We start from the raw sequence: 22,283 nt of genomic DNA, 5'->3' as shown, positions 1-22,283 counted from the left end.
TATATATTAATTGATATAAGTGGACTATCAAACATTTTATGAATATCAACCAGTTGGCTTTGGTTTTGGTCGCATAATATTTCTTTTAGCTCTATCCATATTGGGTTATGGATTGGCTTATTACACAAAAAAAAACCACGTAAAATACTCTCTTCAACGACAGGTATATATTTTTACTGGATACTTGATATGTGGGTTTTTTGCCATTTTTATAATAGTTAACCTATCCAAAATCCCCCGAATTATCGCTGTTAGAAGAGATTTCTATAAGATAATCGAATCCAAAAACTATAGTGTAGTTGAAGGTGAAACAAAGGATTATTGTCCTATGTCGTTGGTAAAGAAGGATAATGTAAAATATTCTGTAAATGAAATACCATTTATATTTACTGATTTTACTTTACCTGGTGATGTTTATCATGGCATAAAAATAGATACTGGGCCAATAACCAGAAATGGGCAAAAGGTTAGAATATCATATATCACAAGAAATAACAATAATTATATTTTTAAAATAGAAATAAAAGAATAGTGATGGGTATCAACAGCGACTAAATAGCTGCACTGATTCCATACAAGAATGTATTCGGGGGCTCAACAAAACAATTAACATTCATGAATTACTCTGAGAATCTAGTCCCTATAACCGATTTAGATAGAGCCTATCTAAAAAAGCAAACTAAGCAGGCTATCGGTGCGATTTCGATTATTTTTATTGTGTTTTGGGGACTGGCCGCAACTTTCTGCATCTACGACGGTGATTGGTACATCTTTTATTTTGTTGGAGCGTTCTCCCTGATATTCCTTTTTATTGGTATTTACATTTATCGTAGGGCATCGTTTTATACTCGACCCGATGCAAAGAAATGGGTGATTGAAGGCGAAATTTTTGAGAAAAGAGAGGATACAACGATAAGAGAGAACGATGGGAAACAGGATATGGACACCGATTACTATCTTGTTTTTGCAAACAGAGAGGTTAAGGTAAGCTATTCTAATTACAGAAAATATAACGCTGGAGATATTATTCGTATCGAACTTACCGAGAGTAGCAATATCCTTTTAGATTTAACCCCTATCACAATTCAAGAACCAAAAGAGATTCCTGTCGAAACCGATTACCTATCGGGCTATAACGAAACAATGGAGGACGGTGAGCGTGCAATTATTAAGAAAACATTACTAAAGAGATCAATTATTGTACTTGTTGTACTTGCAGTTATCTATTTTATTACCCTTATCCTTACTGCAATTTTAATTGCTGAATATTTCCAAAATTCGGGCGAAGTTGGTCGTCACTTCTTGATTTATGGACGATATTATTTGATTGCAATTATTGGGGTTGGGCTTTATGCTTTGGTGATTCGGAAACTTCTATCCGATTTTCTATCAAATCTTAAAAAAGTTACACTTTGTACTATTAACGATAAGATCCATAGCAATGTGAAACTGTTGGGTAGAAATATTAAAACCAGTATTCGCGGCGATTACCATTATATTTTGACAGCGAAGAAACTTTACCAAATTCCCACTGAAGAATACCATCAAATTGATGTTGGTAAAAAGGTGAAAATTCACGAAGGGAATAAGTCAGGATTATTTCTAAAGGTTGAGATTAGATAGAATAGAATTCCCTTATTTTAATATAATAATCCTTAAAAAGGCTTAAATCCAATAATTCTTCGAACATCACGTATAGTCATTGCAGCACTTTCGCGAGCTTTTTCAGCACCCATCTTTGCTACTTTACGCAGGTATTCATTATCCTCAAGAATACCTTCAATATTTTCTCTAATGGGTGAAGTAATTCTAATGATATCTTCTGCAAGTTGTTTCTTTAAGTCTCCATAGCGAATCTGGCAGGTGTTGTACTTCTCATCGAAGAAGGAGTAGGTATCGGGAGTAGAGACCGCTTTCATTAGTGTAAATAGGTTTTGTATAGCTTCTGGTTTTGGTTGATTTGGCTCAGTTGGTCCGCTATCAGTAACCGCCTTCATTACCTTTTTCCTAATAGTATTGGCATCATCGGCGAGAAAAATACCATTATCTTCCGACTTACCCATTTTCCCAGTACCATCAAGCCCTGGTATTTTAACAAGTTCCTCTCCAAAATTATAAGCAACCGGTTCCGGGAAATAGTTAACATTGTATATTCTGTTGAAACGATTGGCAAATGTACGGGTCATCTCCAAATGCTGCTCCTGATCTTTACCTACAGGCACTTTATGCGCTCTGTGAATAAGTATATCGGCAGCCATTAGGGTTGGATAGGTTAGTAAGCCAGCATTTACATTATCGGGTTGCTTTCTAATCATATCCTTAAAGGAGGTACAACGCTCAAGTTCACCCATGTAAGCATTCATATTAAGCAATAAATATAGCTCGGGAATTTCCGGAACATCACTTTGTATGTAAATAGTTGATTTCTCTGGATCGAGACCACATGCAAGATATTCTGCCAATACATGTTTAACCGATCCATGTAAATTCTCTGGTGTAGGGTGTGTTGTTAACGAGTGGTAATCTGCAATAAAGAAAAAACAATGATTTTCTTGCTGCATCTTAATAAAATTTTTCATTGCACCAAAATAATTCCCAAGATGCAACTTACCCGTAGGACGAATTCCACTTAAAACTATATCCATTTTTTTAATATTTGAACCGCAAAAATATAAAAGAAAGTTATTAGTTGAGTAACTCTTTTAAAATGAAACAGAAAATCCACAATTATAGCCTCTGTTTTATTCAACTAAATTATAGAAAAATGTTCAGATTAGTAGAATAAAATCATTCTAATAATAGTTTTAAAGAAATTCGCGTATAATTTACAAAAAATTAGAAATCTATTTAAAGACAGAGTTTTACAAACAATTTATTCGTCAAACTTATGTGCAAACATTCGACAAATACCATTAAAAAACCATTGGAAATCGATCGATTGTAGTTCTTAAGCTTCTTACTAGTATCAGATAATTCTCTCTTTTGATTAAAGACCTCTTTTTCAGCGCTATTTAATAAGAAAGGAATAGTGAGGAACAAAAAATCTTTGAAATAGGATTTTCCCTCACCTAATTCTGGATAAACATCCTGTATTATGTCTACTATTATCCTCCAAATCAACTATATTTGCACAAAATCTGAGATATGGAAGGGACACGGTTAAGCAAAGTTTCAAGGTTGCTGCAGAAAGATTTAGGCGATATTTTTCAAAAAGAAGGGGTTACCATTTTTAGGGGAAAGATGATTACGGTTACATCTGTAAGAGTTAGTCCAGATCTTGGACTAGCAAAGGTTTACATCAGTATATTCCCAACCGATAAAAAGGAGGATGTTCTTAAGGTTGTTAAGGAACACACCAAATCAATAAGACATGAGTTGGCTCAAAGGGTGCGACATCAACTTCGGGTTATTCCAGAACTAGTATTCTTCCTTGATGATTCGCTCGATTACATCGAGAGCATTGATAAATTGCTTAAGAGTTAGCTCATGATTAAGCGGATTATCTCACTAGCCTCCAGATTTATTCCCAGACACTACCAACAAGTTGTAGCAGCATTTATTCTAAGAAATATTGCAATCTTTTATAGGGGAAATGCATTCGAAGATCCTATTTCGGGTAGAAGGTATCGCAAATTGTTACCTTACGGAAGACTTCAATCACGGGCAAATGCACTTGCACCACACTCTCTTTCGCTGGAAAGACACCGGTTGATATGGTTGTACCTAAAAAATCAAACTGATTTTTTCATAAACCCCAAGCGGGTTCTACATATCGCTCCGGAGTATTGTTTTATCAAGCCCTTCAAAAAACTTGTAAACCTTAACTATTTAACAGCCGATTTAATTTCCCCTTGGGCGGATATTAAAATGGATGTCCAAAACATTCCTTTCCCCGATTCGAGTTTTGATGTGGTAATTTGCAACCACGTGCTTGAGCATGTTGATGACGATAGAAAAGCAATGGGGGAGTTGTTGCGGGTAATGAAACCAGGCGGTTTTGGTATCTTCCAAGTACCTCTTGATTACTCTATTGATGTAACCCTTGAGGATAAAAGCATAAATACACCAGAACTAAGGGAAAAACACTACAAGCAGCGTGATCACCTAAGATTATATGGGAAGGATTATCCGAAAAGACTCCGTGAGGTTGGCTTTGACGTAACAGAAGATGATTACGTTAATTCTTTTCCAACAGATTTAATTCAACGATACGCCCTACCAAAAGATGAGATTCTCTATATTTGTAGAAAGAATAATTAAATCAATCAAATCGGAGTTATAATCATTGTTAATGAATGTCCCACTCTACATAGCAAAGCGTTACCTGTTTGCAAAAAAATCGCATAATGTAATTAATATCATCTCCATAATTTCTTTAATAGGTGTTGCAACGGGTGTATCGGCACTAGTCATTGTTCTATCCGTATTCAACGGATTCGATAGCCTAATTAAAAAAATGTACTCAACCTTTGATGCTGAGATAAAAGTTAAGCTGGTTGAGGGTAAAACATTCAGTCCACACTCCCCAGAAATTGAAAAGCTGAAAAAACTTAAGGGAGTTGCCGTTTATGTTGAGATACTTGAGGAAAATGCGCTCTTCCGCTATCGCGAAAGGCAGCACATTGGAATGATTAAGGGTGTAAGCAGAAACTATACGGATCTTACAGGCGTTGATACAATGATTATTGATGGGGCTTTTCAACTATGGAGAGGAAGCCAATCGCTTGCCGTAATGGGGCAGGGGGTATCCTATTACCTAAATGCAAACCTAGCACAATTTGACCCGTTAACCATTTATGTTCCCAAACGAGGGAAAACAGCCTCGCTTTCACCTGAAAATGCTTTTGTAAAAATGGGGATAATGCCATCTGGAGTTTTTGCAATTGAGCAGGAGTTCGATTCCCAGTATGTTATTATTCCAATAGAATTTGCTCGTACACTTCTTGAGTATAAGGATGAGGTTACATCCATTGAGTTGAAGGCCGAAAAGGGTGTTGAGATTGAGAGACTCCAAAAAATGGTTGAGGAAACCCTAGGAAATAAGTATCGGGTTTTGAATAGATATCAGCAGAACGAAACACTATTCAGAACAATGAAATCGGAGAAGTTAGCAATTGGGTTAATTCTCTCGTTAATACTAGTAATAGCCTCGTTTAATATTATTGGTTCGCTCTCCATGCTCATAATCGATAAGCGTAACGATGTTGACACTCTCCGAAGCATGGGTGCCGATAACGATCTAATACAGAAGATTTTCTTAGCAGAGGGGATGCTAATCTCAATGGGCGGGACAATTGTAGGTACTCTTTTTGGTCTTCTTGTTTGTTGGCTGCAAATAGCATTTGGATTAGTAAAACTGCAAGGTAATGGCAATTTTATTATCGATTCTTATCCTGTAGACATTCACCCTTTTGATATTTCAATTATTCTAATAATTGTAATTGCCATCGGTTACCTGGCTGCTCGTTTCCCCGTTCGGATCATTACCAAAAGGATTCTAAACGATGATAATAGAGGGAATTTGTAATAGGCTAATCTTTAAAATCACCAAATTCGTGTGACATTTTCATCACTTTGAAAACATTACCTTCACCATCAGTAACGGGAAAGTATGTTTCGATGAAGTCAACCATCTTACCATCCCAATTGATCTTTGATTTTACTTTTTTACTTTTTCCTACTCGTAGGTCATCCCAGAACGTTGCATATTCCTTCTTTTGATTCTGAGTCATTTCAACATTTCCAGAATGATGTGTCCCAACTATCTGTTGATGTGTTACCCCTAAACGCTGTAAGTATTCATCGTTAATATTGGTGATGTTTCCGTTTAAGTCGTACTCAACCATGTAGGCGGCGGCGTTTAGAGATTTGAGTAGGCCTTCAATCTCACCTGATTTCCGAGCAGCCTCCTCTTGGGTTGCTTGAAGTTCTTCGATGTTCTGCCGCATTTCCTCTTCCTGTGCGGACATCTCCTCTGATTGTTGCTGCGATTGTTCAAGTAGGAACTTGGTATGAGAGTTAATTTTAACAGCAGAAATAGTTGAGGCGATGCTCTCTGCTACCTTTTCAAGAAAATCAATCTGATATTTTTCTATTACTTTAAAAGAAGCCATTTCAATTACCCCTAGAACAATCTCCTCGTGTTTTAAGGGTACAAGAATTACACATGTTGGTTTTGCTTTCCCAATTCCAGATGTTATTGCAACATAATCTTCAGGAACATCGGTTATAATGATAGTTTCTTTCTCTAGGGCACAAGCACCGACAATCCCCTCTGCCTTTTCAATTCGTTTGTTAATGTATTTCTTTCGATCCCATGCAAATGTTGAAATCAGTTCAAAGAATTGATCATGTTTATCTTCCTCGTTCAAAAGAAAAATTCCTCCCTGATTGGCATCTATATATTTCACAATATTCTTTATCACATTATCGCAAAGGACCCTGAAATCGTCATTATTATGACGAAGAATATCGGAAAATTTAGCAAAACCGTTTGATGCCCAGGATCGCCTATCATCTTCCTCTCTTCTTTGATTTTGCAAATCGTGGGCTTTTTTCAAACTATCGCGCATTTGGAGAAGCGAATTTCCCAAAATATCATTCTCACTCATCGTTTTATATTGAGAATCAAAATTGCCATTTCCAATTTCTTTAGAAAACTCAGAGGTAACCATTAATGATTCTGTAAGATCATTCAAGGATTTTTGAATGCTTCCAAATTCGTCATCCAATTTGATGTGTAACTTTTCAGGGTGCTCTCCTCTACCTAATTTATATACATGCTGAAGAATTTTTTGTACAGGATAAGTAACGAGTATAGAAATATACCAGGCCACAACCAACGAAAAAAATACGCCCAGTATAGTAAAAACAAGAAACGTAATAAACGATTTAACCATTAATGCCTTCCCATGTGTTTCGATTCCTTTCACTACAAGTCTCACTTTATCTTTACCCTCATCGAGTTTTAAGATTATTTGCAAACCTGTTTGTGTAATTATTTGATCTAAATCATTATATCTTTCTTTAATATCATCCTGTTGTTTTATTAGTTGTTTAGCAACATCGGAATTACGATTAATTAGTTGACTAAGTTGAGAATCAATTGCTAATTCTTTAATTTTTAATTCTTTAAATTGGATGAATATTGGCAACATCTTTTTTGTATAATCATTCCTTACCGTATTAATAATAGTAAAGAGTGAATTTTTTAACGTATCATTTTCAAATCCAGTTTCATTCTCAAACTCCTTCTCAATTTTAATGATCTGGTCATTAAAAAATTGAACCTGAAAGCTATGTTCACCCCACCAATAATTTAGCCGCTCCTCGGTTTTGGTTTTCATTAAAACGGTAAATAGGTGCATATCAGATCTTAAGAAATATTTCCCCTCAAAGAATGCATCCGAAAGATTTATGCTCGAAAGGGTATTTTGCTGACTAACTTTAATTTTTTGTTGAATAAATATTGCAGTTAACCCAAGTATTAAAACAAAGGAAGCCAATAACAAAAAGCTTGAAAGTAGTTTTGTCCTGACCGCCATTTTACGAAAAAACTGAATCATACACTTTTTTATAAAATTATTTAGTGGGTGGTATAATAGACAAAAAAGGAGCTGTTTTTTTACCCCTTCAATTAGAATGGGGGCAAAAGTTTATGAATGAATTTCTTTTTCTTTATGATTAAACTGTGGCAGTAAAATCATTTTTTTATTCTGAACCTTTCATTTGCCCAAAACTAATACACATAATCTTTTTGAATAATTATAGTCTCCTTTTTGTCTATTAAGCTGGGAATTTAATCATAAAAAATGAATTCGATGTCCAAAAACACATAATGATTAATACGAATAATTGCTTTAAGCACCCTATTTCGACTACTATTTTGGTAAGTTACTTCGTCATTAATCAGATTGCAAACGTTGGCATAGAAGATCAATCTTAATTACAAATAATCCATTAAAAATTCGAAGAGTGAGAGTTTTTTTTTGCAATTTTATTGAACAGATGGTTATATTCACGAAAAAAGAAGTGCTTCCAAACTTTTGGGAGCAACCTCACGGAGAAAGAAGCTCCTCCCAAAACTTTTGGGAACGACCCCACGGAGAAAGAAGCTCCTTCCAAAACTTTTGGGAGCAACCTCACGGAGAAAGAAGCTCCTCCCAAAACTTTTGGGAACGACCCCACGGAGAAAGAAGCTCCTCCCAAAACTTTTGGGAGCAACCTCCCGGAGAAAGAAGCTCCGCCAAAACGAGTGGTTTTAACATTAAATCATTGCCAGCAGGGGTTTATATTGTAACGATAAAGAAACCGGGGTATGCGGATCAGGTTATTACTGTTACGGTTACGGATGGTGAGATGTGCGAGCTTAATATTCAACTTACCAAGAGCTAAAAACTAAAAAAAACCTACTATGAACCGCACCCTAAAAGTTGTATATAACAACTGGGGTGCAGTTCTTTTTTGTAGGGCTTCTTTTTAAGCTATACGACTTAAAATGCTGTATCATTAGAACTAAAACTTTTTATGGCTTTTCCCTTTTACTGATTGTTTTCATAATTGTAGGTTTTTAGTTAAACATTTCGTTTTTTTTGCACCAGTTAAAGAACGCTACCTTTTAGAGTTTCATCCCCCCCTCTGATTTGCATTAGTTCCTTTGCTTTGAGAATTCTGAATCCTTTTATTGCCTTTTTTTCTCTCATCTTTTTTAGAGTTTTCATAATCATAAGTTTTTAGTTAAACATTTAGTTTGTTTTTGTTCTTATTGCTAACGAATTATACCATCTCTTTGGGTTGCAGGTCCATCTTCACCGCCCTTGATTTGTAACAATTCATTTGCTTTAAGAGCCTTAAATTTTTTAGTCACCTTTTCTGCTTTACTTCTTTTTAGCGTTTTCATAACTTTCTGTTTTTAGTTAAATAATTTGGTTTTTTTTTGTTCTTTACTGCTAATGAATTTCACCATCTTTTTGAATTGGAGCTCCTTCACCACCCTTAATTGCTGATAGTTCCTTTACCTTAAGAGTTTTAAACTCTTTAACCATTTTCTTTTCATTTCTTTTTTTAATCGTTTTCATAATCATCGGTTTTTAGTTTAACAAATTGGTTTACTTTTGTTCCTGCAAGGAACAATAACGCAATTATAGTGAATTCTTTCAAATCACAACTTAATTCCCTGATACCCAAAATTCTTGTTTTGCTATTATCATGTATTTGCATTAGCCTATTAGGAGTAGCACAACCTATTGATACTAGCAACGTAAATTCTGTTTATGATAGTGCATACGTTTACTATAAGGTTGGGAATTATAGTAGTGCTGTGCAAAAATTCGATAGAATTCTACTACTAAAAAGCAAAGTAACTAATGATATAAACCCTAAATATTTTAAGGTTTATAATTGGTTAGGGCTGATATACAAAAAGCAGGGTGATCTGAGCAGAGCAATTGATTACTATAAAAAGGCAATAGAAAATACTTCTGATATCTTTTATGTATCAGTAATCAATTATAATATTGCTAATATCTACTCCTTAAGGGGCGATTACTCAAAGGCTATTTACTATTACGAGAATTCCTTATCGGTACTTGAGAAAAGTAATGATGAGAAAAAATACCGCTATATCACTGATATTTACCATAACCTAGGCTACTCTTACTATAAGTTGGAGAATTATAGTCATGCTAGGGTTAACTACCTAAAAAGCATCCAGCTTGCTGAAAAGAATCACTTAGAAGGTGTGGGTGTAACTTACTTCAACTGCGGTTTGGTCTACCAGAAATTCGATAGTTTGGGCAAAGCCGACTACTGCTTTAGAAAGGCTGTAAACTGCTATACCAAAGAGTTTGGTGCGAGCCACTACATGACAGGGATGGCATATGTTAACTACGCCTGCTTTTATTCGGAAATTAGGCAGTTAACAAAAAGTGAACCACTGTACAGCAAAGCATATAAAATCTTGATTAATACTCTTGGACGGAAGCATTCGTACACCTCTTTATGCTTAATGAATAATGGACAGCTATTCTATCGGAAAGGAGATTTCAAACAGGCGTTAGAACATTACCAAAAATCTCTAATCTCAAAGATTTATAGTTTTAACGATAGTTCGGTATATGCAAATCCAAGTGTTGAAGTACTCCCCGATATGGATTTGCTAGACATTTTAAAACTAAAAGCCAAAGCCTTTGAGAAATTGGCCGTACATGAGAACAGAGAGCAGAACCTTAAAGCAGCCCTTGCCACGCTTGAACTGGCTACTAGTTTTACCGAACGGCTGCGAACTGGTTACCTGTACGAGGGGTCTAAATTGCAGCTGGCAGCAAAGGAGCATGAAACCTACCTGCTAGGGGTAAGCGTTGCCAACTCGTTGTACAACATTACTGGCGATTCTAAGTATGCGGGTATAGCATTTCGATACGCCGAGTACAGCAAGTACGCCGTACTCAGGGAGCTGAAAAATGATGAGATGGCAAAAGGGATTGCGGGAGTACCCGATAGCATTAGCGTGAATGAGAGAAGAATAAAACAGCAAATTGCCAGCCTTAGAATGCAGGTTGAGGATGAAAGCAAGCTGGAACATCCCAATAGATCCAAAATAGACGTGTGGAACGAGCAGCAGTTCAGCCTTTCGCAAAAACTTGAAGGGCTAATGCAACGACTTGAGAGCCGCTACCCTGAGTACTATAAGCAGAAGTACAGCAACCAAGTTGTAAGTGTTACTCAACTCCAAAAGTCAATGGGCAAAAAGGAGGCTATACTTGAATACGTGCTAGGCGATAAAGAACTGTACACCTTTGCCATTACTAAAGATACGTTTTTACTTGTTAGGCAGGAAGCCGATACTACCTTTTACTCAAACCTTAGCTTTTTAACGAGTACTTTCCATAACCAGTACTCAATGGGTTATTATAAGTACATGGATGCAGCGTATGCCCTCTATAAAAAGCTGATTTACCCGGTTGAATCCCTGCTTACTAACAAGAATTTACTTATAACCCCCGATGGTGGGTTGAACCTTATTGCTTTTGATGCGCTTATAGACAAACTCTATACTGATGATAGTCGTGATTATTCCAAGGGGTCGTATTTGCTAAGAAAATACCCCATAGGTTACGCATATTCCGCCACGCTGTATAGCAATTCCCTAAATAGCGTTCATGGAAGCTCCCCCGATTTTCTTGGAATTGCACCCGATTATAAAAACTCCAAAGACTCTCTGGTTGATGTTCCGCTGGGTTTGCAGAGCGTAAAAAGGATTGCACGGTTAACCTTTGGGAAATCGCTAACAGGGGTTAATGCCACCAAAGAGGCTTTTATGAAGTATAGCAAGAGATACGGTATTATCCATTTCTACGCGCATGGTGGTGATGATACCCTTAACCCCGCAAACTCCAACCTCTGCCTAACGCCTTCTTCTGCTGATTCAGCAGACAATGGCTACCTACATGCTTGGGAGGTTTACAATATGCAGCTGAACGCCCAGCTGGTGGTGCTGGCATCGTGCTATTCGGGATCAGGAAAGTTATCGAAGGGAGAAGGTGTGCTAAGCATAAGCCGAAGCTTTATGTATGCAGGAAGCCAATCGGTGGTGATGTCGCTATGGGCAGCGGCTCATAAACCAACAAGCGAAATACTAAACGATTTTTACCTAAACCTTTTAAAGGGAATGCGGAAGGATGAAGCCCTAAGACTTGCCAAGCTAAAGTACCTTGACGATGATAAGCAGGTTTATGTGCATCCACGATTTTGGGCGGGTTTAGTGGTAAATGGCAACCAGAATAAGATATTCAGCTACTGGTTTCTGAAGAGAGGGATTGTTGTAGTTGCCCTAATTTCAGCTTTATTCCTTGCTTATTAAACGGAGGGTGATAAAAAGGGTGGTGAGTAAAACAAGAAACTAAGTCCCTTTGCAGACTCTTCCAAGTCTGGCGACACTGGAAGGTCTTGCTTTCTAGGGACAAAAATTAATTGGTGATTTTTTTAAGAATCTTTTTGGCTTCTTTATAGTTATAGCCATAACTCTTTACTATGGCATTAAAAATATTAATTGCTTTTTCCTTATCTCCCGTTTTTAGGTAACAAAGCCCCAAATACCATTGAGTCTGTGGAACGTAATCAAAGCCGCTCTGGTTGCTAAATGCCAATTCTAGGTAGTTTGCTGCCATGCTATACTTGCCAATTTCCATCATATTTAGGCCAATTAATAGGTTCTTCTCAGCATCAATGGTTACTGTTGATGGCAAGTCCTTTAAGAGCATAATGGAATTAATGTATTCCCCCTCCATGTACTTTTTTCTGGCAACAGCCAAAGAATGGTTAATTAATAGATAAATATCCTTGTCGTTAAGCGGAGAATAGTACTTGGCATACAACCCGTTTTCCAACGTGTCGGTAGGTTGAGAATAGTATGCTACCCCACCGCCAGCAATAAGCAGTACCGTAATGGAAGCGGCAATCAGCCAGTATTTAATATTTATACCAATAGCGTACATTTTAGAGATTTTATATTCCCGTCTTTGAGAGGCCTTGTAGGCATTAAAAGTCTTTCCAATATCCTCCGAAGAGTTATTCTCATTCTGCTGGTTATCCTCATTAAAAGGGTTCATTTTTTTGAATAGTTCCTTCTCAAACTTGAGCTGATCGGCAGGGCTTAGCAAATTACTATAGTATAGCTTTGCTTCAACATTAAATTTTTCCTCCTCATAGATTTTTGCTATATGCTTATCTTCAAGTATTGCATCCGAAACCAAAGACATTATTTCCTGTGGAAGCTCGTTTAGTATAAAAGCTTTAATCGTATCTCTGTTAATCTCTAAATTCATAGATAGTATATTTTATGTACGGTGTATATTAATGATTACAATATTAATAAAAAACATTAAAACAACAAGCAAACTAATTTATATTGTTAATATAAGTAGCATTAAATACCTATTTAATGTTTCAGAAGATTAATTTGCTAAAATATTATTTATGTGTAGGAAAAAGATATTTTGAGAGGTTCGGGAAGTAAAATCTAGGAGTAAAGTTTAGTATGCAAGGAATTATTAAAATAGTAATGTAGCAAGTGACATATCAAAGCATGAACAGATTTAATGAATAAACCCTGCTTTCGTAGGGTTTATTGTTATTTTGAATTGGTGCGGTCGTGACCGCTGTTTATGTTCGATGAGTTTACTCCGTTCGGTTAATTACGTAGTATGCTTTGCTAATCTAGGACAAGCAGGAATATAGAATGGTTTCGTATCTTCAAATCAGTCCAGTTTGGTTTTAGCGACTATTATGCAGCATAAATTTTATTTCTTAATAAATCTAAACACAAATGCATTATTTGTAATATCTTTTGAATAATAATCTCCTTTATAATCTATGTAAACATATGTCTTTCCTATTTCAGGTGTAAAACTTCTAACATTAATACCTAAACTCAATTCCTTTATTTTCTCTTTAATTTGTTTTCCATAAATTGACTTTGTAAAAGATAATGATGAAGGAGGAATTATATTTTTAACAACAGATCTACCCTCCGCTTCAACAAGAAAAGAAGAAACATCATTAATTTCAAAAAAGCCAACAGTGTTATTAGAATCTATTTCTATTGTGAATACATCATCAGATGGTAAAGTATAAATTTCACCAAATGAAGGGTTTTTTACTCTTTCTGAATTAAGCGTTATGTTAGGGACTTGAATAAAGTCATTTGAGCCCTTAAAAAACAAACCTTTGGAGTTAGGTATTCTTATTATATCAACCTGACCTAGTGGATAACTCTTATTTTCAGCAATCTCAAGTTCCTTCGAAATTAGAATATAATTTTCTTTCTGGAATTCAATTTCAAACTTCCCTGCGGTAAAATCAATTTTGAAATTTCCGTTTTTATCTGTAACAGATTCAAAGGCACTATTTTTTATTTTTATTTTAACTCCTTCAACGGGTTGATTAAAGTTATCAATTACTTTTCCGTTAATTGATTTGTCGCAAGAGTTTAGGATTATCAGGAATCCAAGTAAAAGAAGTAGAGAGTAATTCTTCATGGTTTTAAGATTATCGTTTGTTTTGTCGTCGTTTTATGCTGCATAAAGATTCCGTGATTTTGACTGCTGTGGAGTTAACTACTGTAAAGTTATCAGCCGTTAAAAACTAAATTAAAGGTAATAATAATTCTGCATCTGCAATATCATCCACAGTAGGCTAAACTAAGTGTTGTGCATAGTTTTTAATTTATTTCAAATAAAAGATATTCAACTGACGTACTCATGTGAATTCCATATTGTCCTACAGGTAAATTATTCAGTTCTATCAAATAGGAACTTTGTCCATATTTCTTAGCAGAATATGTAAATGTTTCTAAATTCTTCGTTTCAGCACCGCCAATTACTTTCGCCTCAGCCATAATAGAAGTTCTCAAATTTTTTTCTTGAGTTAATTTAAACACCTCTATTAAAGATGTTGGGTCATTTGAGTTATCTGTCATTTTGATTATAAAATGAATCTTTTCCTTACTTGAGATTTTAGTAGTAGATTCTTTTCCTTGAAATACAAGTTTCGTTTTTGTTTTTCCAGCGGCTAAGTTTGCAAATGGAATATATAATGCCGCATTTGATTTTGTAGATATTGTATATTTCTGTTTTTCTAGAGGAATTCCATCTCCAATTGTATCATTGACATATATTCCATTGTTAGCAAATTCAGGTTCCTTAATTCTAATCGTTTGTCCTAATGCTACATTTGTTGCAAATACTAGCAATAACGTCTTGATAATAATTTTCATAATTTAACTTTTTAGGTTATTAATTCTTAATTCAGTTTCAAAATTCAAGCAAATTAAGTTATTTATTGCAAAATAACGCCAAACTCACTTATATGAATGATAACCCCATACTTTAACATTCATTTTGGCATGATAAGAGGTGAGATGAAAAGATAAACTGTAGATAGGGTGTAACACCTGACCATAATATTATAATCAGGTGTTTCTATTAAAGTATTGACTATTTTTTTTCAGGCCATACCAAGCTAGCCCCCACCGCCATTACAAAAGCAAAAACAAAACTACCCAACCTTTCTGAGATTCCTGTGGGTTCCATCAGTAATGTTTTCCAGATAATAGCACCCACCGTACCACAAATTAAAGAAGCGTAAAGCCCTGCTCGCGAGAATCGTTTCCAGAAAAGAAGAAGTAGTAAAGCTGGACCAAATGATGAACCAATTCCTGCCCAAGCATAGGATACAAGGCTATAAACGGTATCCTTCATAAATATTACCATAATTATTGCCACCAAGCCAACACCAAGGGTAAGCAATTTATTAAGTAGTAGCATTTTTGAACCCTTCATGGGTTTCTGAGCTATGTTGGAGTAAAGATCTTCGCTCATGGATGAGGAGCAAACAATCAGCTCCGATGAAGCCGTAGACATCATAGCCGATACTGCACCTGAAAGCATAACACCTGCAAGAATGGGTTGCATCAGGCCAACAACCAATGCTGGCATAATCTGCTCTGAATCATTAGCCACTTTGGCGGTATCAATACCCGCTACACCGCCTTTAATCAGCGCATAACCAGCAATACCAATTAGAATAGCACCAGCATAGGCAACAATAGTCCATATTGTGGCAACCCATTGTGCTGTATTGCTATCCTTTGCGTTACGAAGAGCCATCATTCGGGCAAGTAGCTGTGGTTGCCCTGTATAACCCAAAGCCCAACTAAGCCCATTAAGAACCAATAGAAGTGCAGCGGTTCCTGTTGCTCCGCCAGTTAAGGAGGTCATTTGTGCACCAGCCTCTGTTAATTTTGAGGCCAAACTAATATTGTTAGATGCAAGAATTAATAGTAAAACAATTGGCATTACAATAAGCGTGAATATCATCAAAACAGCCTGAAATACATCCGTTGCAACAACTGTGATGAATCCGCCAAGTACTGTATAGAGGGTGACAATCCCTGCCCCAACAACCATTCCCCAGAATGGAGTTAACCCAAAGGTATCGTGAAATACCTTTCCAGCCCCGCTGAACTGAGCCGCTATATAGAAAAGGAAAAAAAACACAACAATTAATGATGATAGTATACCTATTGGTTTCTCTGTACCAGGAAATCTACGAGCAAGTAAGCTTGGAATGGTCATCGCTCCTGTTTTTTCCGTGGCTAAACGGAGAGGATTTGCCATTACCAGCCAGATAAATAGAATACCAATTACACATCCCAATGCCACCCAAATTGCGCTTATTCCATTGGTAAATGCATAGCCAGTTAAACCAAGGATGAGCCATGCAGATTCTCCTGTAGCACGCTCAGAAAGTGCTAAGGAAACGCCACCTATCTTTTTTCCACCAATAACATAATCTTCATGGGTCTTAGCGCGAAGTGCTGACCAAATTGCAATACCAACAACCAGTACAAGATAAAGGACAAATACTGTTATCATAGCGTAAAAATTTTGAGTTTGATATTGCTAAGATATAAAACTCTAGGAAAAAATAATTAAAGATAAAGGTTAGATAACATCATAGAAATAACCTGCTATTCCCAAATCCCATCAACGCTAAGATACCTTTCACCGCTATCGTAAGCGAAGGTTAAGACTTTGCTGTTTTTTGGTATTTGATTTAATATCTTTTTTAAAGCAGCCAGATTTGCGTTGCTTGATATACCAGCGAGCATACCCTCAACTTTTGCCGACAAGTTTATCATCTCAAAAGCCTCTTGTTTGCTAATTGTCACAATCTGATCTACAAGTTCAGCAGAATAATTTTTTGGGATAAAACCTGCGCCAATTCCCTGAATTGGGTGCGGACCAGGCTGCCCTCCGCTTAACACGGGTGAATCTGCAGGTTCAACGGCAATAATTTTGATTTTTGGGAATAGTTCTTTTAGTGCTTTCCCAACCCCGCTTATATGCCCACCAGTTCCAACACCACAAACTAAATAATCAAACCCCTTTGGGAAATCTTCAAATATCTCCTTTGCAGTAGCTCTGTAATGAATAGCGGGATTTGATGCATTTTCAAATTGCATTGGCATCCATGAGTTAGGAGTGTTTGAAACTATTTCCTTCGCTTGCTCCACAGCTCCCTTCATTCCCTTTTCTCTTGGGGTTAAAACAAGTTCTGCCCCATAAGCCTTAAGCAGTTTTCGTCGCTCTATCGACATTGATTCTGGCATAGTAAAAATCACCCGATAACCTTTTACCGCACCAACTATTGCTAATCCTATCCCAGTATTGCCAGACGTTGGTTCAACAATAACGCCGTCTGATTTTAATAACCCTGCCTTTTCTGCATCTTCAACCATTGCAAGTGCAATTCGATCTTTTATGCTTCCCCCGGGATTTCGACGCTCATCTTTTACCCAAACTTCATGGTTTGGAAATAGTTTGGCTAACCGAACATGCGGTGTTTTGCCAATGGATTCTAAAATTGAATTTGCTTTCATGTCTATCTTATTTTAATTATTTATTATTATTTTTTCTTTCCTTGATAACAACTTTACTCTCATGATATACCATAGAAAATGCAGGAATACTTTCGGTGAGCCAAACATTCCCTCCAATTACGCTATCATGACCAATAACCGTTTCGCCTCCAAGTATTGTACTTCCTGCATAAATAATAACATCATCCTCAATTGTTGGATGTCGCTTGGTTGATGCTTTATCCTTGCTAACGCTAAGTGCTCCTAAGGTTACACCTTGATAGATTTTCACTCTTTTCCCTATTACGGTTGTTTCCCCAATAACTATACCCGTTCCGTGATCGATAAAAAACTCTGATTCTATTTTGGCCTTTGGGTGAATATCAATTCCTGTATGTGAATGAGCATGCTCGGACATGATTCGTGGAATTATAGGAATTCCAATTTCTGCAAGGCAATGGGCAATTCTATATACCAGTATTGCATAAAACCCAGGGTAAGCCATTATTACCTCATCAACACCGCTTGCAGCGGGATCGTTGGCGGCTAAAAACTTGGCATCAATATCAAGTTGCTGTTTTATCTCCTTCAGCTTGCCAAAAAAAGAATCTACCAACTCATCATTTTTTAAATGATGCTCTTTGCATACTGGCTTTACTATTCGTTTAAACTTCTTCTTTAGTTTCCTATAGCTTGGTGGTGTTGTTCTTGATCCTTCTATAATTGGGAAAAGCGATATCGCTAAATTTTGGGTAAACGAGATCACATCTGCTTTAACTGGAAATTCACTTGAATTTACAGGACTTGCCATTCTGATTAATTTTTCAACCATAACCTTTTTGTTATTAGAACTTACTTAATTTGCCTCAAAACAAAAAACCCCTCCGTGATTCGGAAGGGTTTGTGTGATTTTATAAATATTATCATGCAAAAACTGAATATAACCCTTCCTGTTGGTGAATTATCCAACAACAACAAGAGATAATATTCGAACTATTTAGCTGCACTATTTAGAACCGTTTTAGATTATCAAATATAGGATTAATTCTTAAAAACAAATTTCTATTGAGCAATTAATTCGAAAAAAACATTTTCGAAGAGTTCTTTTGAATTATTGATGGGTATATGTATTATTTGCGCAATTGAAATATCAACTTTTTCTATATCACATTGCTTACAGGATATGAATAATCTCTTACGTGATAGATATTCAGCAAGATATTCCTGTTCGGTTTGCCCCGGTGTAGGAACAATTAATCCATTTACACCAAGAGCGACTAAATCCATAATTGTGCTATACCCAGATCTGGTTATCAAATATTTAGTTGATAATACAGTATTAGCAAAATTAACATCATTTAAATGACCAGCATAATAAATACCTTTATCTTTAAAGATATTGATGCCTTCCTTTGGATTTCCTTTAATGACAATGGTTTTAAGATTATGTCGCTTTGATAACTTGCCTATTAATTCAATGAAAATCTCTCTTTGTGGTGATGGCCCCGAGGCAATCCCAACCAGATCCCATTTAGGAGAATCTAAATCAACCCTGACTCTCTGAAATCGAGAAATCAACCCAATATACCTTGCATTCGATGGAAGTTTGATTGGATGTGTGAGATTTCCTGCTAGATTATTCTTACCCGGATAATCAGGAATCCAACAGTAGGTGAATTTCTTTGCGATTAACCGAATGAACCAAGCACCAATTGGCTCTAAGAATCGAAACGGCTTTGGAAATAGCACTCTTAATTGATGGGAAACAAGTATCGATTTAATTCCTTTACACCACAACCCATAACGGTTATCGGAGATAATTATTCTAATTTGATAATCTCGGACAATTTTTTTTACTGCATAATGCTCTTTTATAATATGATATGGAAGGATTAATGCAATTCTTAGTATTGGGAACAGTTGATTTGAACCCTTTGCTAATTTTACTTTAAAAGAGGGGAGGTGTAATATTTTGATATTTGGAAATTTGTTGGCAATATATTGCATTTGCAAATCATCTCCAGCAGCAATTACTTCAAAACCGGATTGTTGAAATCTGGCGATAATCGGAATCAAGCGACTTGCATGCCCAAGACCCCATCCAAGAGGGCAAACCAGAACCCTATTCATATTCACATCATCCATTTAAGCAGATACCTGAACGGGTATTCCCAACGCCTCTATCTTTGCAGCAATAGCTTTCAATTCTTTTAGTGAGATTTTTTCAAGGCCAGTGGCAGGAGTATCGCGCGCAATTGTATAAACCATTACTTCTTTGGGTTTTACCGCCTTTATTTGTTCAACCCAACCATCAACTTCCTCCTTTGTGGTATTATCAACGATTTTTCCTTCATAAACACCTCGTAGGAACAAAGTTTGCACAATAAGATTTCCTTCAAAAGATTTAAGATTTTTAACTAACTCCTCGGCAGAGAATTTTACTTGAGGTTGATTAAGTAATTTTATAGTTGAATCGAATACAGAATCAAGTTTTAGTATATTCTGGTCAACCTTTTTAAGCGCATTTATAACCTCATTTTTAGTAAGCATTGTAGAGTTTGAGAGTACTGCAATTCGAGCGTAGGGAAAGTATCTATTCCTCAATTCGATAGTATCATCAATAATTCCAGAAAAATCTGGATGAAGAGTAGGTTCTCCATTCCCCGCAAAGGTTATAACATCCAGAGCATCTCCTTTTTTTTGCATTTCTAGTAATTTCTCATCAAGATATTTCTTTACTTCCTCTCTTGAGGGCATTCTGCCTTTCTCTTTCTTATTTGTCCAGCCACATTCGCAGTAGATACAGTCGAAAGAACAAATTTTAGAATTTATAGGTAGAAGATTAATTCCTAGAGAAACTCCAAGCCTTCGGCTACGAATAGGGCCAAAAACAAAACTATCGAAAAGGAATGTTGGCATAAAAAGTTGTTGATTATAGGTTGCTTGTTATTCGTTTCACTATTCCTTAAGATTCAAGGTGTTATAATAAATGAATGGTATAAAATACTTTGGCAAAGGTAGAAAAATTTAAGAAGCAATATTCCTGTTTGAATATCAGGTTGTTAAATGACATATGTCATGGATTTTTATTTCTATTTGGATTAAATTTATTTGATAATTGCGAACTGAATTTCTAAGGAGAATTAAACCCATAAATCTATGCCTGAAAATTACAGACATACCAGTATATCTATAATTGACGAAAGTCATGATAAATTGACCGAAATCCAAAAACACATCAATAATCTTAAAGAGAAAGGTGCATGCAAGGATGATTTGGCAGATATTTTCTTTGCATTATCATATTTTTTTGAAAACCACTTAATCAAAGAAGAACTTTATTTAAAGAGTAAAAATTATCCCAATTTTGATAATCATAAAACCAGCCATTTTGACTTTATCAAAGGCATTGAACGGTTAATGGATAACTACGAAAGTAATGTTGATAATACACTTAGGGAGCTTGATATCTTCATAGGAGAATGGCTTCAGAACCATTCGTCAAACTATAATAAGGATGTGGTGGATTATCTTAACCAAAAGAAATAATCAAATTAAACCAAGCGTTTCACTTTGCTTTTTGGGGTAGGTCTCATCAGAGAAAAATCAAAGTTTGTAATAAGATTCAATCCCGGTTTCTTTCCAATTTCCAATGATCCAACCTGAGAATCAAGGTTTAGAGCCCTTGCTCCGCTTAAGGTTGCCCAATTGAGAACATCATTGAAGGAAAGTGTTGGAAACCTATCAAGCAGAATCATCATCTGATCAAATATGGAAATAGTATCGGTGCTAGCATAGCTATCTGTTCCTAGGGTTACATCAACTCCTGCATGAGCAATCATAGGTGCATCTGGCAACATACCCTCAATAAACAGATTTGATGAGGGGCAAAGAACAAAGAACGATTCCTTGTAATGCGAAGCTAGTTCTTTAATCTCAGCACTTGATGCAAAGGTATTGTGTACAAAAAGAACTTTTGAGTTTGCGGGAATAAATTGTTTAACAACTTCCTGTGGGCTATTAAATTCGGAAAGATTAATTGGGATTCCTAGTTTCTTAAAATTGTCTGCGAGTAATCCTGAGTGATTCTTTAAAAGCGCATACTCCTGTAAACTTTCCCCATAATGAATGCTGACAATTGGTTGGTTTTTATTTAACTCATCTTTTATCAACGCCCAAAGTTCTATTGAAATAGAATATGTAGAGTGGGGGGTTAATGAAGATTTACCGCAATTGCTCAATTGAAATTTATTCAATAATTCCATCGATGATTTAAATCTTTCCTCAGAATCAGATGGATTTAAACCAAATAGTTCAACGAAACTATGAAATAGAATATCAGATTCCTGCTTTTGGTGTATTGTATCGGAAGTGTTGCAGATGTCCCCTACAGCAACTATTCCATGTGATTTAAGTGATGAAAGGGCACTTTTAATACCATCTGCTATCTCTAATTCATCTGCTTTTCGATTATTACGAATTTGAGTAACAAACTCAGCAATTCCATGTGATTGTTGAAGTTTCCCTTTAAGGTGAGATAATTCTAAATGGCAATGCGTGTTAATAAACCCCGGCACAATAACCCCATTGTGAAACTCCATTGATGCTAATTCTTTAACACATTCACCCGGATCAATAATTTCCATAATAGAATTATTGTTGTCCAAGCAAATAACCCCATTTTTAATTGGTTTGCTATAAACAGGAAATACATAATTTGAAGAAAAGCGATGCATATAATTTTTTTGAGGTGTTTATTTAAGCACTAATTTTAACATTCTGATATGTAATGGGATCACCTTCAACCATTCGAACAATAAGTTTATGAAAAATGGTTTGCTTATGTATCGATCTGTTGATCCTA

The 22,283-nt window shown here is 36.0% G+C and carries 20 protein-coding genes; 8 read left to right on the top strand and 12 right to left on the bottom strand.

Features of this window, described 5'->3' with window-relative positions:
• Window positions 1-19: 19 nt before the first annotated feature.
• On the top strand, window positions 20-532 hold the full coding sequence (locus HOO91_13070; protein NOU18481.1) for a hypothetical protein: 513 nt from the start codon (window positions 20-22) through the stop codon (window positions 530-532).
• An 83-nt stretch (window positions 533-615) separates the two neighbouring features.
• Window positions 616-1,623 (top strand): hypothetical protein, encoded by a 1,008-nt coding sequence (locus tag HOO91_13065; protein NOU18480.1) that lies wholly within the window; start codon window positions 616-618, stop codon window positions 1,621-1,623.
• Window positions 1,624-1,655: 32 nt separating this feature from the next.
• On the opposite strand, the gene trpS is transcribed toward HOO91_13065, so the two are convergent.
• A complete protein-coding gene (gene trpS / locus HOO91_13060; GenBank protein NOU18479.1) occupies window positions 1,656-2,645 on the bottom strand; it encodes a tryptophan--tRNA ligase in 990 nt (329 codons plus the stop codon).
• Window positions 2,646-3,144: 499 nt separating this feature from the next.
• On the opposite strand from trpS, the gene rbfA reads away from it, so the two are divergent.
• From rbfA to HOO91_13045, 3 genes are read left to right on the top strand one after another with little or no spacing between them, the layout of a single operon-like run.
• Window positions 3,145-3,483 carry a 30S ribosome-binding factor RbfA gene (rbfA, locus tag HOO91_13055; GenBank protein NOU18478.1) on the top strand — a complete coding sequence of 113 codons (339 nt, stop codon included), beginning with the start codon at window positions 3,145-3,147 and terminating at the stop codon, window positions 3,481-3,483.
• A gap of 6 nt (window positions 3,484-3,489) precedes the next feature.
• Entirely contained in the window at window positions 3,490-4,260 is a 771-nt protein-coding gene (locus HOO91_13050) for a class I SAM-dependent methyltransferase (protein NOU18477.1), read from the top strand.
• A gap of 31 nt (window positions 4,261-4,291) precedes the next feature.
• Window positions 4,292-5,527 (top strand): FtsX-like permease family protein, encoded by a 1,236-nt coding sequence (locus HOO91_13045; GenBank protein ID NOU18476.1) that lies wholly within the window; start codon window positions 4,292-4,294, stop codon window positions 5,525-5,527.
• Window positions 5,528-5,531: 4 nt separating this feature from the next.
• Here the strand turns inward: HOO91_13045 and HOO91_13040 are convergent, their stop codons facing one another.
• Window positions 5,532-7,565 carry a GAF domain-containing protein gene (locus HOO91_13040; protein NOU18475.1) on the bottom strand — a complete coding sequence of 678 codons (2,034 nt, stop codon included), beginning with the start codon at window positions 7,563-7,565 and terminating at the stop codon, window positions 5,532-5,534.
• 409 nt (window positions 7,566-7,974) lie between these two features.
• Between HOO91_13040 and HOO91_13035 the strand changes: the two genes are divergently transcribed.
• Window positions 7,975-8,394, top strand: a complete 420-nt coding sequence (locus HOO91_13035; GenBank protein ID NOU18474.1) for a carboxypeptidase regulatory-like domain-containing protein — start codon at window positions 7,975-7,977, stop codon at window positions 8,392-8,394.
• A 554-nt stretch (window positions 8,395-8,948) separates the two neighbouring features.
• On the opposite strand, the gene HOO91_13030 is transcribed toward HOO91_13035, so the two are convergent.
• Window positions 8,949-9,077, bottom strand: a complete 129-nt coding sequence (locus HOO91_13030) for a ComC/BlpC family leader-containing pheromone/bacteriocin (protein NOU18473.1) — start codon at window positions 9,075-9,077, stop codon at window positions 8,949-8,951.
• 119 nt (window positions 9,078-9,196) lie between these two features.
• On the opposite strand from HOO91_13030, the gene HOO91_13025 reads away from it, so the two are divergent.
• Window positions 9,197-11,860 carry a CHAT domain-containing protein gene (locus tag HOO91_13025; GenBank protein ID NOU18472.1) on the top strand — a complete coding sequence of 888 codons (2,664 nt, stop codon included), beginning with the start codon at window positions 9,197-9,199 and terminating at the stop codon, window positions 11,858-11,860.
• Window positions 11,861-11,966: 106 nt separating this feature from the next.
• Here the strand turns inward: HOO91_13025 and HOO91_13020 are convergent, their stop codons facing one another.
• The 8 genes from HOO91_13020 to HOO91_12985 form a co-directional block, all read right to left on the bottom strand.
• Window positions 11,967-12,824 (bottom strand): tetratricopeptide repeat protein, encoded by an 858-nt coding sequence (locus HOO91_13020; GenBank protein NOU18471.1) that lies wholly within the window; start codon window positions 12,822-12,824, stop codon window positions 11,967-11,969.
• Between the two features lie 474 nt (window positions 12,825-13,298).
• Window positions 13,299-14,036, bottom strand: coding sequence for a carboxypeptidase regulatory-like domain-containing protein (locus HOO91_13015; protein ID NOU18470.1), 738 nt, complete (start codon window positions 14,034-14,036; stop codon window positions 13,299-13,301).
• Between the two features lie 182 nt (window positions 14,037-14,218).
• Complete coding sequence (locus tag HOO91_13010; protein NOU18469.1) at window positions 14,219-14,773, bottom strand: hypothetical protein; 555 nt, start codon at window positions 14,771-14,773, stop codon at window positions 14,219-14,221.
• A gap of 220 nt (window positions 14,774-14,993) precedes the next feature.
• Window positions 14,994-16,433, bottom strand: coding sequence for a sodium/proline symporter (locus tag HOO91_13005; protein ID NOU18468.1), 1,440 nt, complete (start codon window positions 16,431-16,433; stop codon window positions 14,994-14,996).
• 95 nt (window positions 16,434-16,528) lie between these two features.
• Window positions 16,529-17,440 (bottom strand): cysteine synthase A, encoded by a 912-nt coding sequence (gene cysK / locus HOO91_13000; protein ID NOU18467.1) that lies wholly within the window; start codon window positions 17,438-17,440, stop codon window positions 16,529-16,531.
• Between the two features lie 16 nt (window positions 17,441-17,456).
• Complete coding sequence (locus HOO91_12995; protein NOU18466.1) at window positions 17,457-18,251, bottom strand: serine acetyltransferase; 795 nt, start codon at window positions 18,249-18,251, stop codon at window positions 17,457-17,459.
• A 230-nt stretch (window positions 18,252-18,481) separates the two neighbouring features.
• The gene (locus HOO91_12990) at window positions 18,482-19,549 is read right to left on the bottom strand and encodes a hypothetical protein (GenBank protein ID NOU18465.1); all 1,068 of its coding nucleotides are present in this window, start codon (window positions 19,547-19,549) and stop codon (window positions 18,482-18,484) included.
• Window positions 19,550-19,564: 15 nt separating this feature from the next.
• Window positions 19,565-20,338, bottom strand: a complete 774-nt coding sequence (locus HOO91_12985) for a radical SAM protein (protein NOU18464.1) — start codon at window positions 20,336-20,338, stop codon at window positions 19,565-19,567.
• A gap of 240 nt (window positions 20,339-20,578) precedes the next feature.
• On the opposite strand from HOO91_12985, the gene HOO91_12980 reads away from it, so the two are divergent.
• Window positions 20,579-20,968 carry a hypothetical protein gene (locus HOO91_12980; GenBank protein ID NOU18463.1) on the top strand — a complete coding sequence of 130 codons (390 nt, stop codon included), beginning with the start codon at window positions 20,579-20,581 and terminating at the stop codon, window positions 20,966-20,968.
• A 5-nt stretch (window positions 20,969-20,973) separates the two neighbouring features.
• On the opposite strand, the gene HOO91_12975 is transcribed toward HOO91_12980, so the two are convergent.
• Complete coding sequence (locus HOO91_12975; protein ID NOU18462.1) at window positions 20,974-22,065, bottom strand: amidohydrolase family protein; 1,092 nt, start codon at window positions 22,063-22,065, stop codon at window positions 20,974-20,976.
• Between the last annotated feature and the right edge of the window lie 218 nt (window positions 22,066-22,283).

The organism is Bacteroidales bacterium, assembly GCA_013141385.1.
GTDB lineage: Bacteria > Bacteroidota > Bacteroidia > Bacteroidales > Tenuifilaceae > UBA8529.
This window is presented reverse-complemented; position numbering and strand designations above follow the sequence as displayed.

Bases quoted from the DNA above. Each gene is read 5' to 3' on its own strand.
- HOO91_13065 (NOU18480.1), top strand. From the start codon at position 616: ATGAATTACTCTGAGAATCTAGTCCCTATAACCGATTTAGATAGAGCC.
- trpS (NOU18479.1), bottom strand. From the start codon at position 2,645: ATGGATATAGTTTTAAGTGGAATTCGTCCTACGGGTAAGTTGCATCTT.
- rbfA (NOU18478.1), top strand. From the start codon at position 3,145: ATGGAAGGGACACGGTTAAGCAAAGTTTCAAGGTTGCTGCAGAAAGAT.
- HOO91_13045 (NOU18476.1), top strand. From the start codon at position 4,292: ATGAATGTCCCACTCTACATAGCAAAGCGTTACCTGTTTGCAAAAAAA.
- HOO91_13040 (NOU18475.1), bottom strand. From the start codon at position 7,565: ATGATTCAGTTTTTTCGTAAAATGGCGGTCAGGACAAAACTACTTTCA.
- HOO91_13030 (NOU18473.1), bottom strand. From the start codon at position 9,077: ATGAAAACGATTAAAAAAAGAAATGAAAAGAAAATGGTTAAAGAGTTT.
- HOO91_13020 (NOU18471.1), bottom strand. From the start codon at position 12,824: ATGAATTTAGAGATTAACAGAGATACGATTAAAGCTTTTATACTAAAC.
- HOO91_13015 (NOU18470.1), bottom strand. From the start codon at position 14,036: ATGAAGAATTACTCTCTACTTCTTTTACTTGGATTCCTGATAATCCTA.
- HOO91_13010 (NOU18469.1), bottom strand. From the start codon at position 14,773: ATGAAAATTATTATCAAGACGTTATTGCTAGTATTTGCAACAAATGTA.
- HOO91_13005 (NOU18468.1), bottom strand. From the start codon at position 16,433: ATGATAACAGTATTTGTCCTTTATCTTGTACTGGTTGTTGGTATTGCA.
- cysK (NOU18467.1), bottom strand. From the start codon at position 17,440: ATGAAAGCAAATTCAATTTTAGAATCCATTGGCAAAACACCGCATGTT.
- HOO91_12995 (NOU18466.1), bottom strand. From the start codon at position 18,251: ATGGTTGAAAAATTAATCAGAATGGCAAGTCCTGTAAATTCAAGTGAA.
- HOO91_12990 (NOU18465.1), bottom strand. From the start codon at position 19,549: ATGAATAGGGTTCTGGTTTGCCCTCTTGGATGGGGTCTTGGGCATGCA.
- HOO91_12985 (NOU18464.1), bottom strand. From the start codon at position 20,338: ATGCCAACATTCCTTTTCGATAGTTTTGTTTTTGGCCCTATTCGTAGC.
- HOO91_12980 (NOU18463.1), top strand. From the start codon at position 20,579: ATGCCTGAAAATTACAGACATACCAGTATATCTATAATTGACGAAAGT.
- HOO91_12975 (NOU18462.1), bottom strand. From the start codon at position 22,065: ATGGAAATTATTGATCCGGGTGAATGTGTTAAAGAATTAGCATCAATG.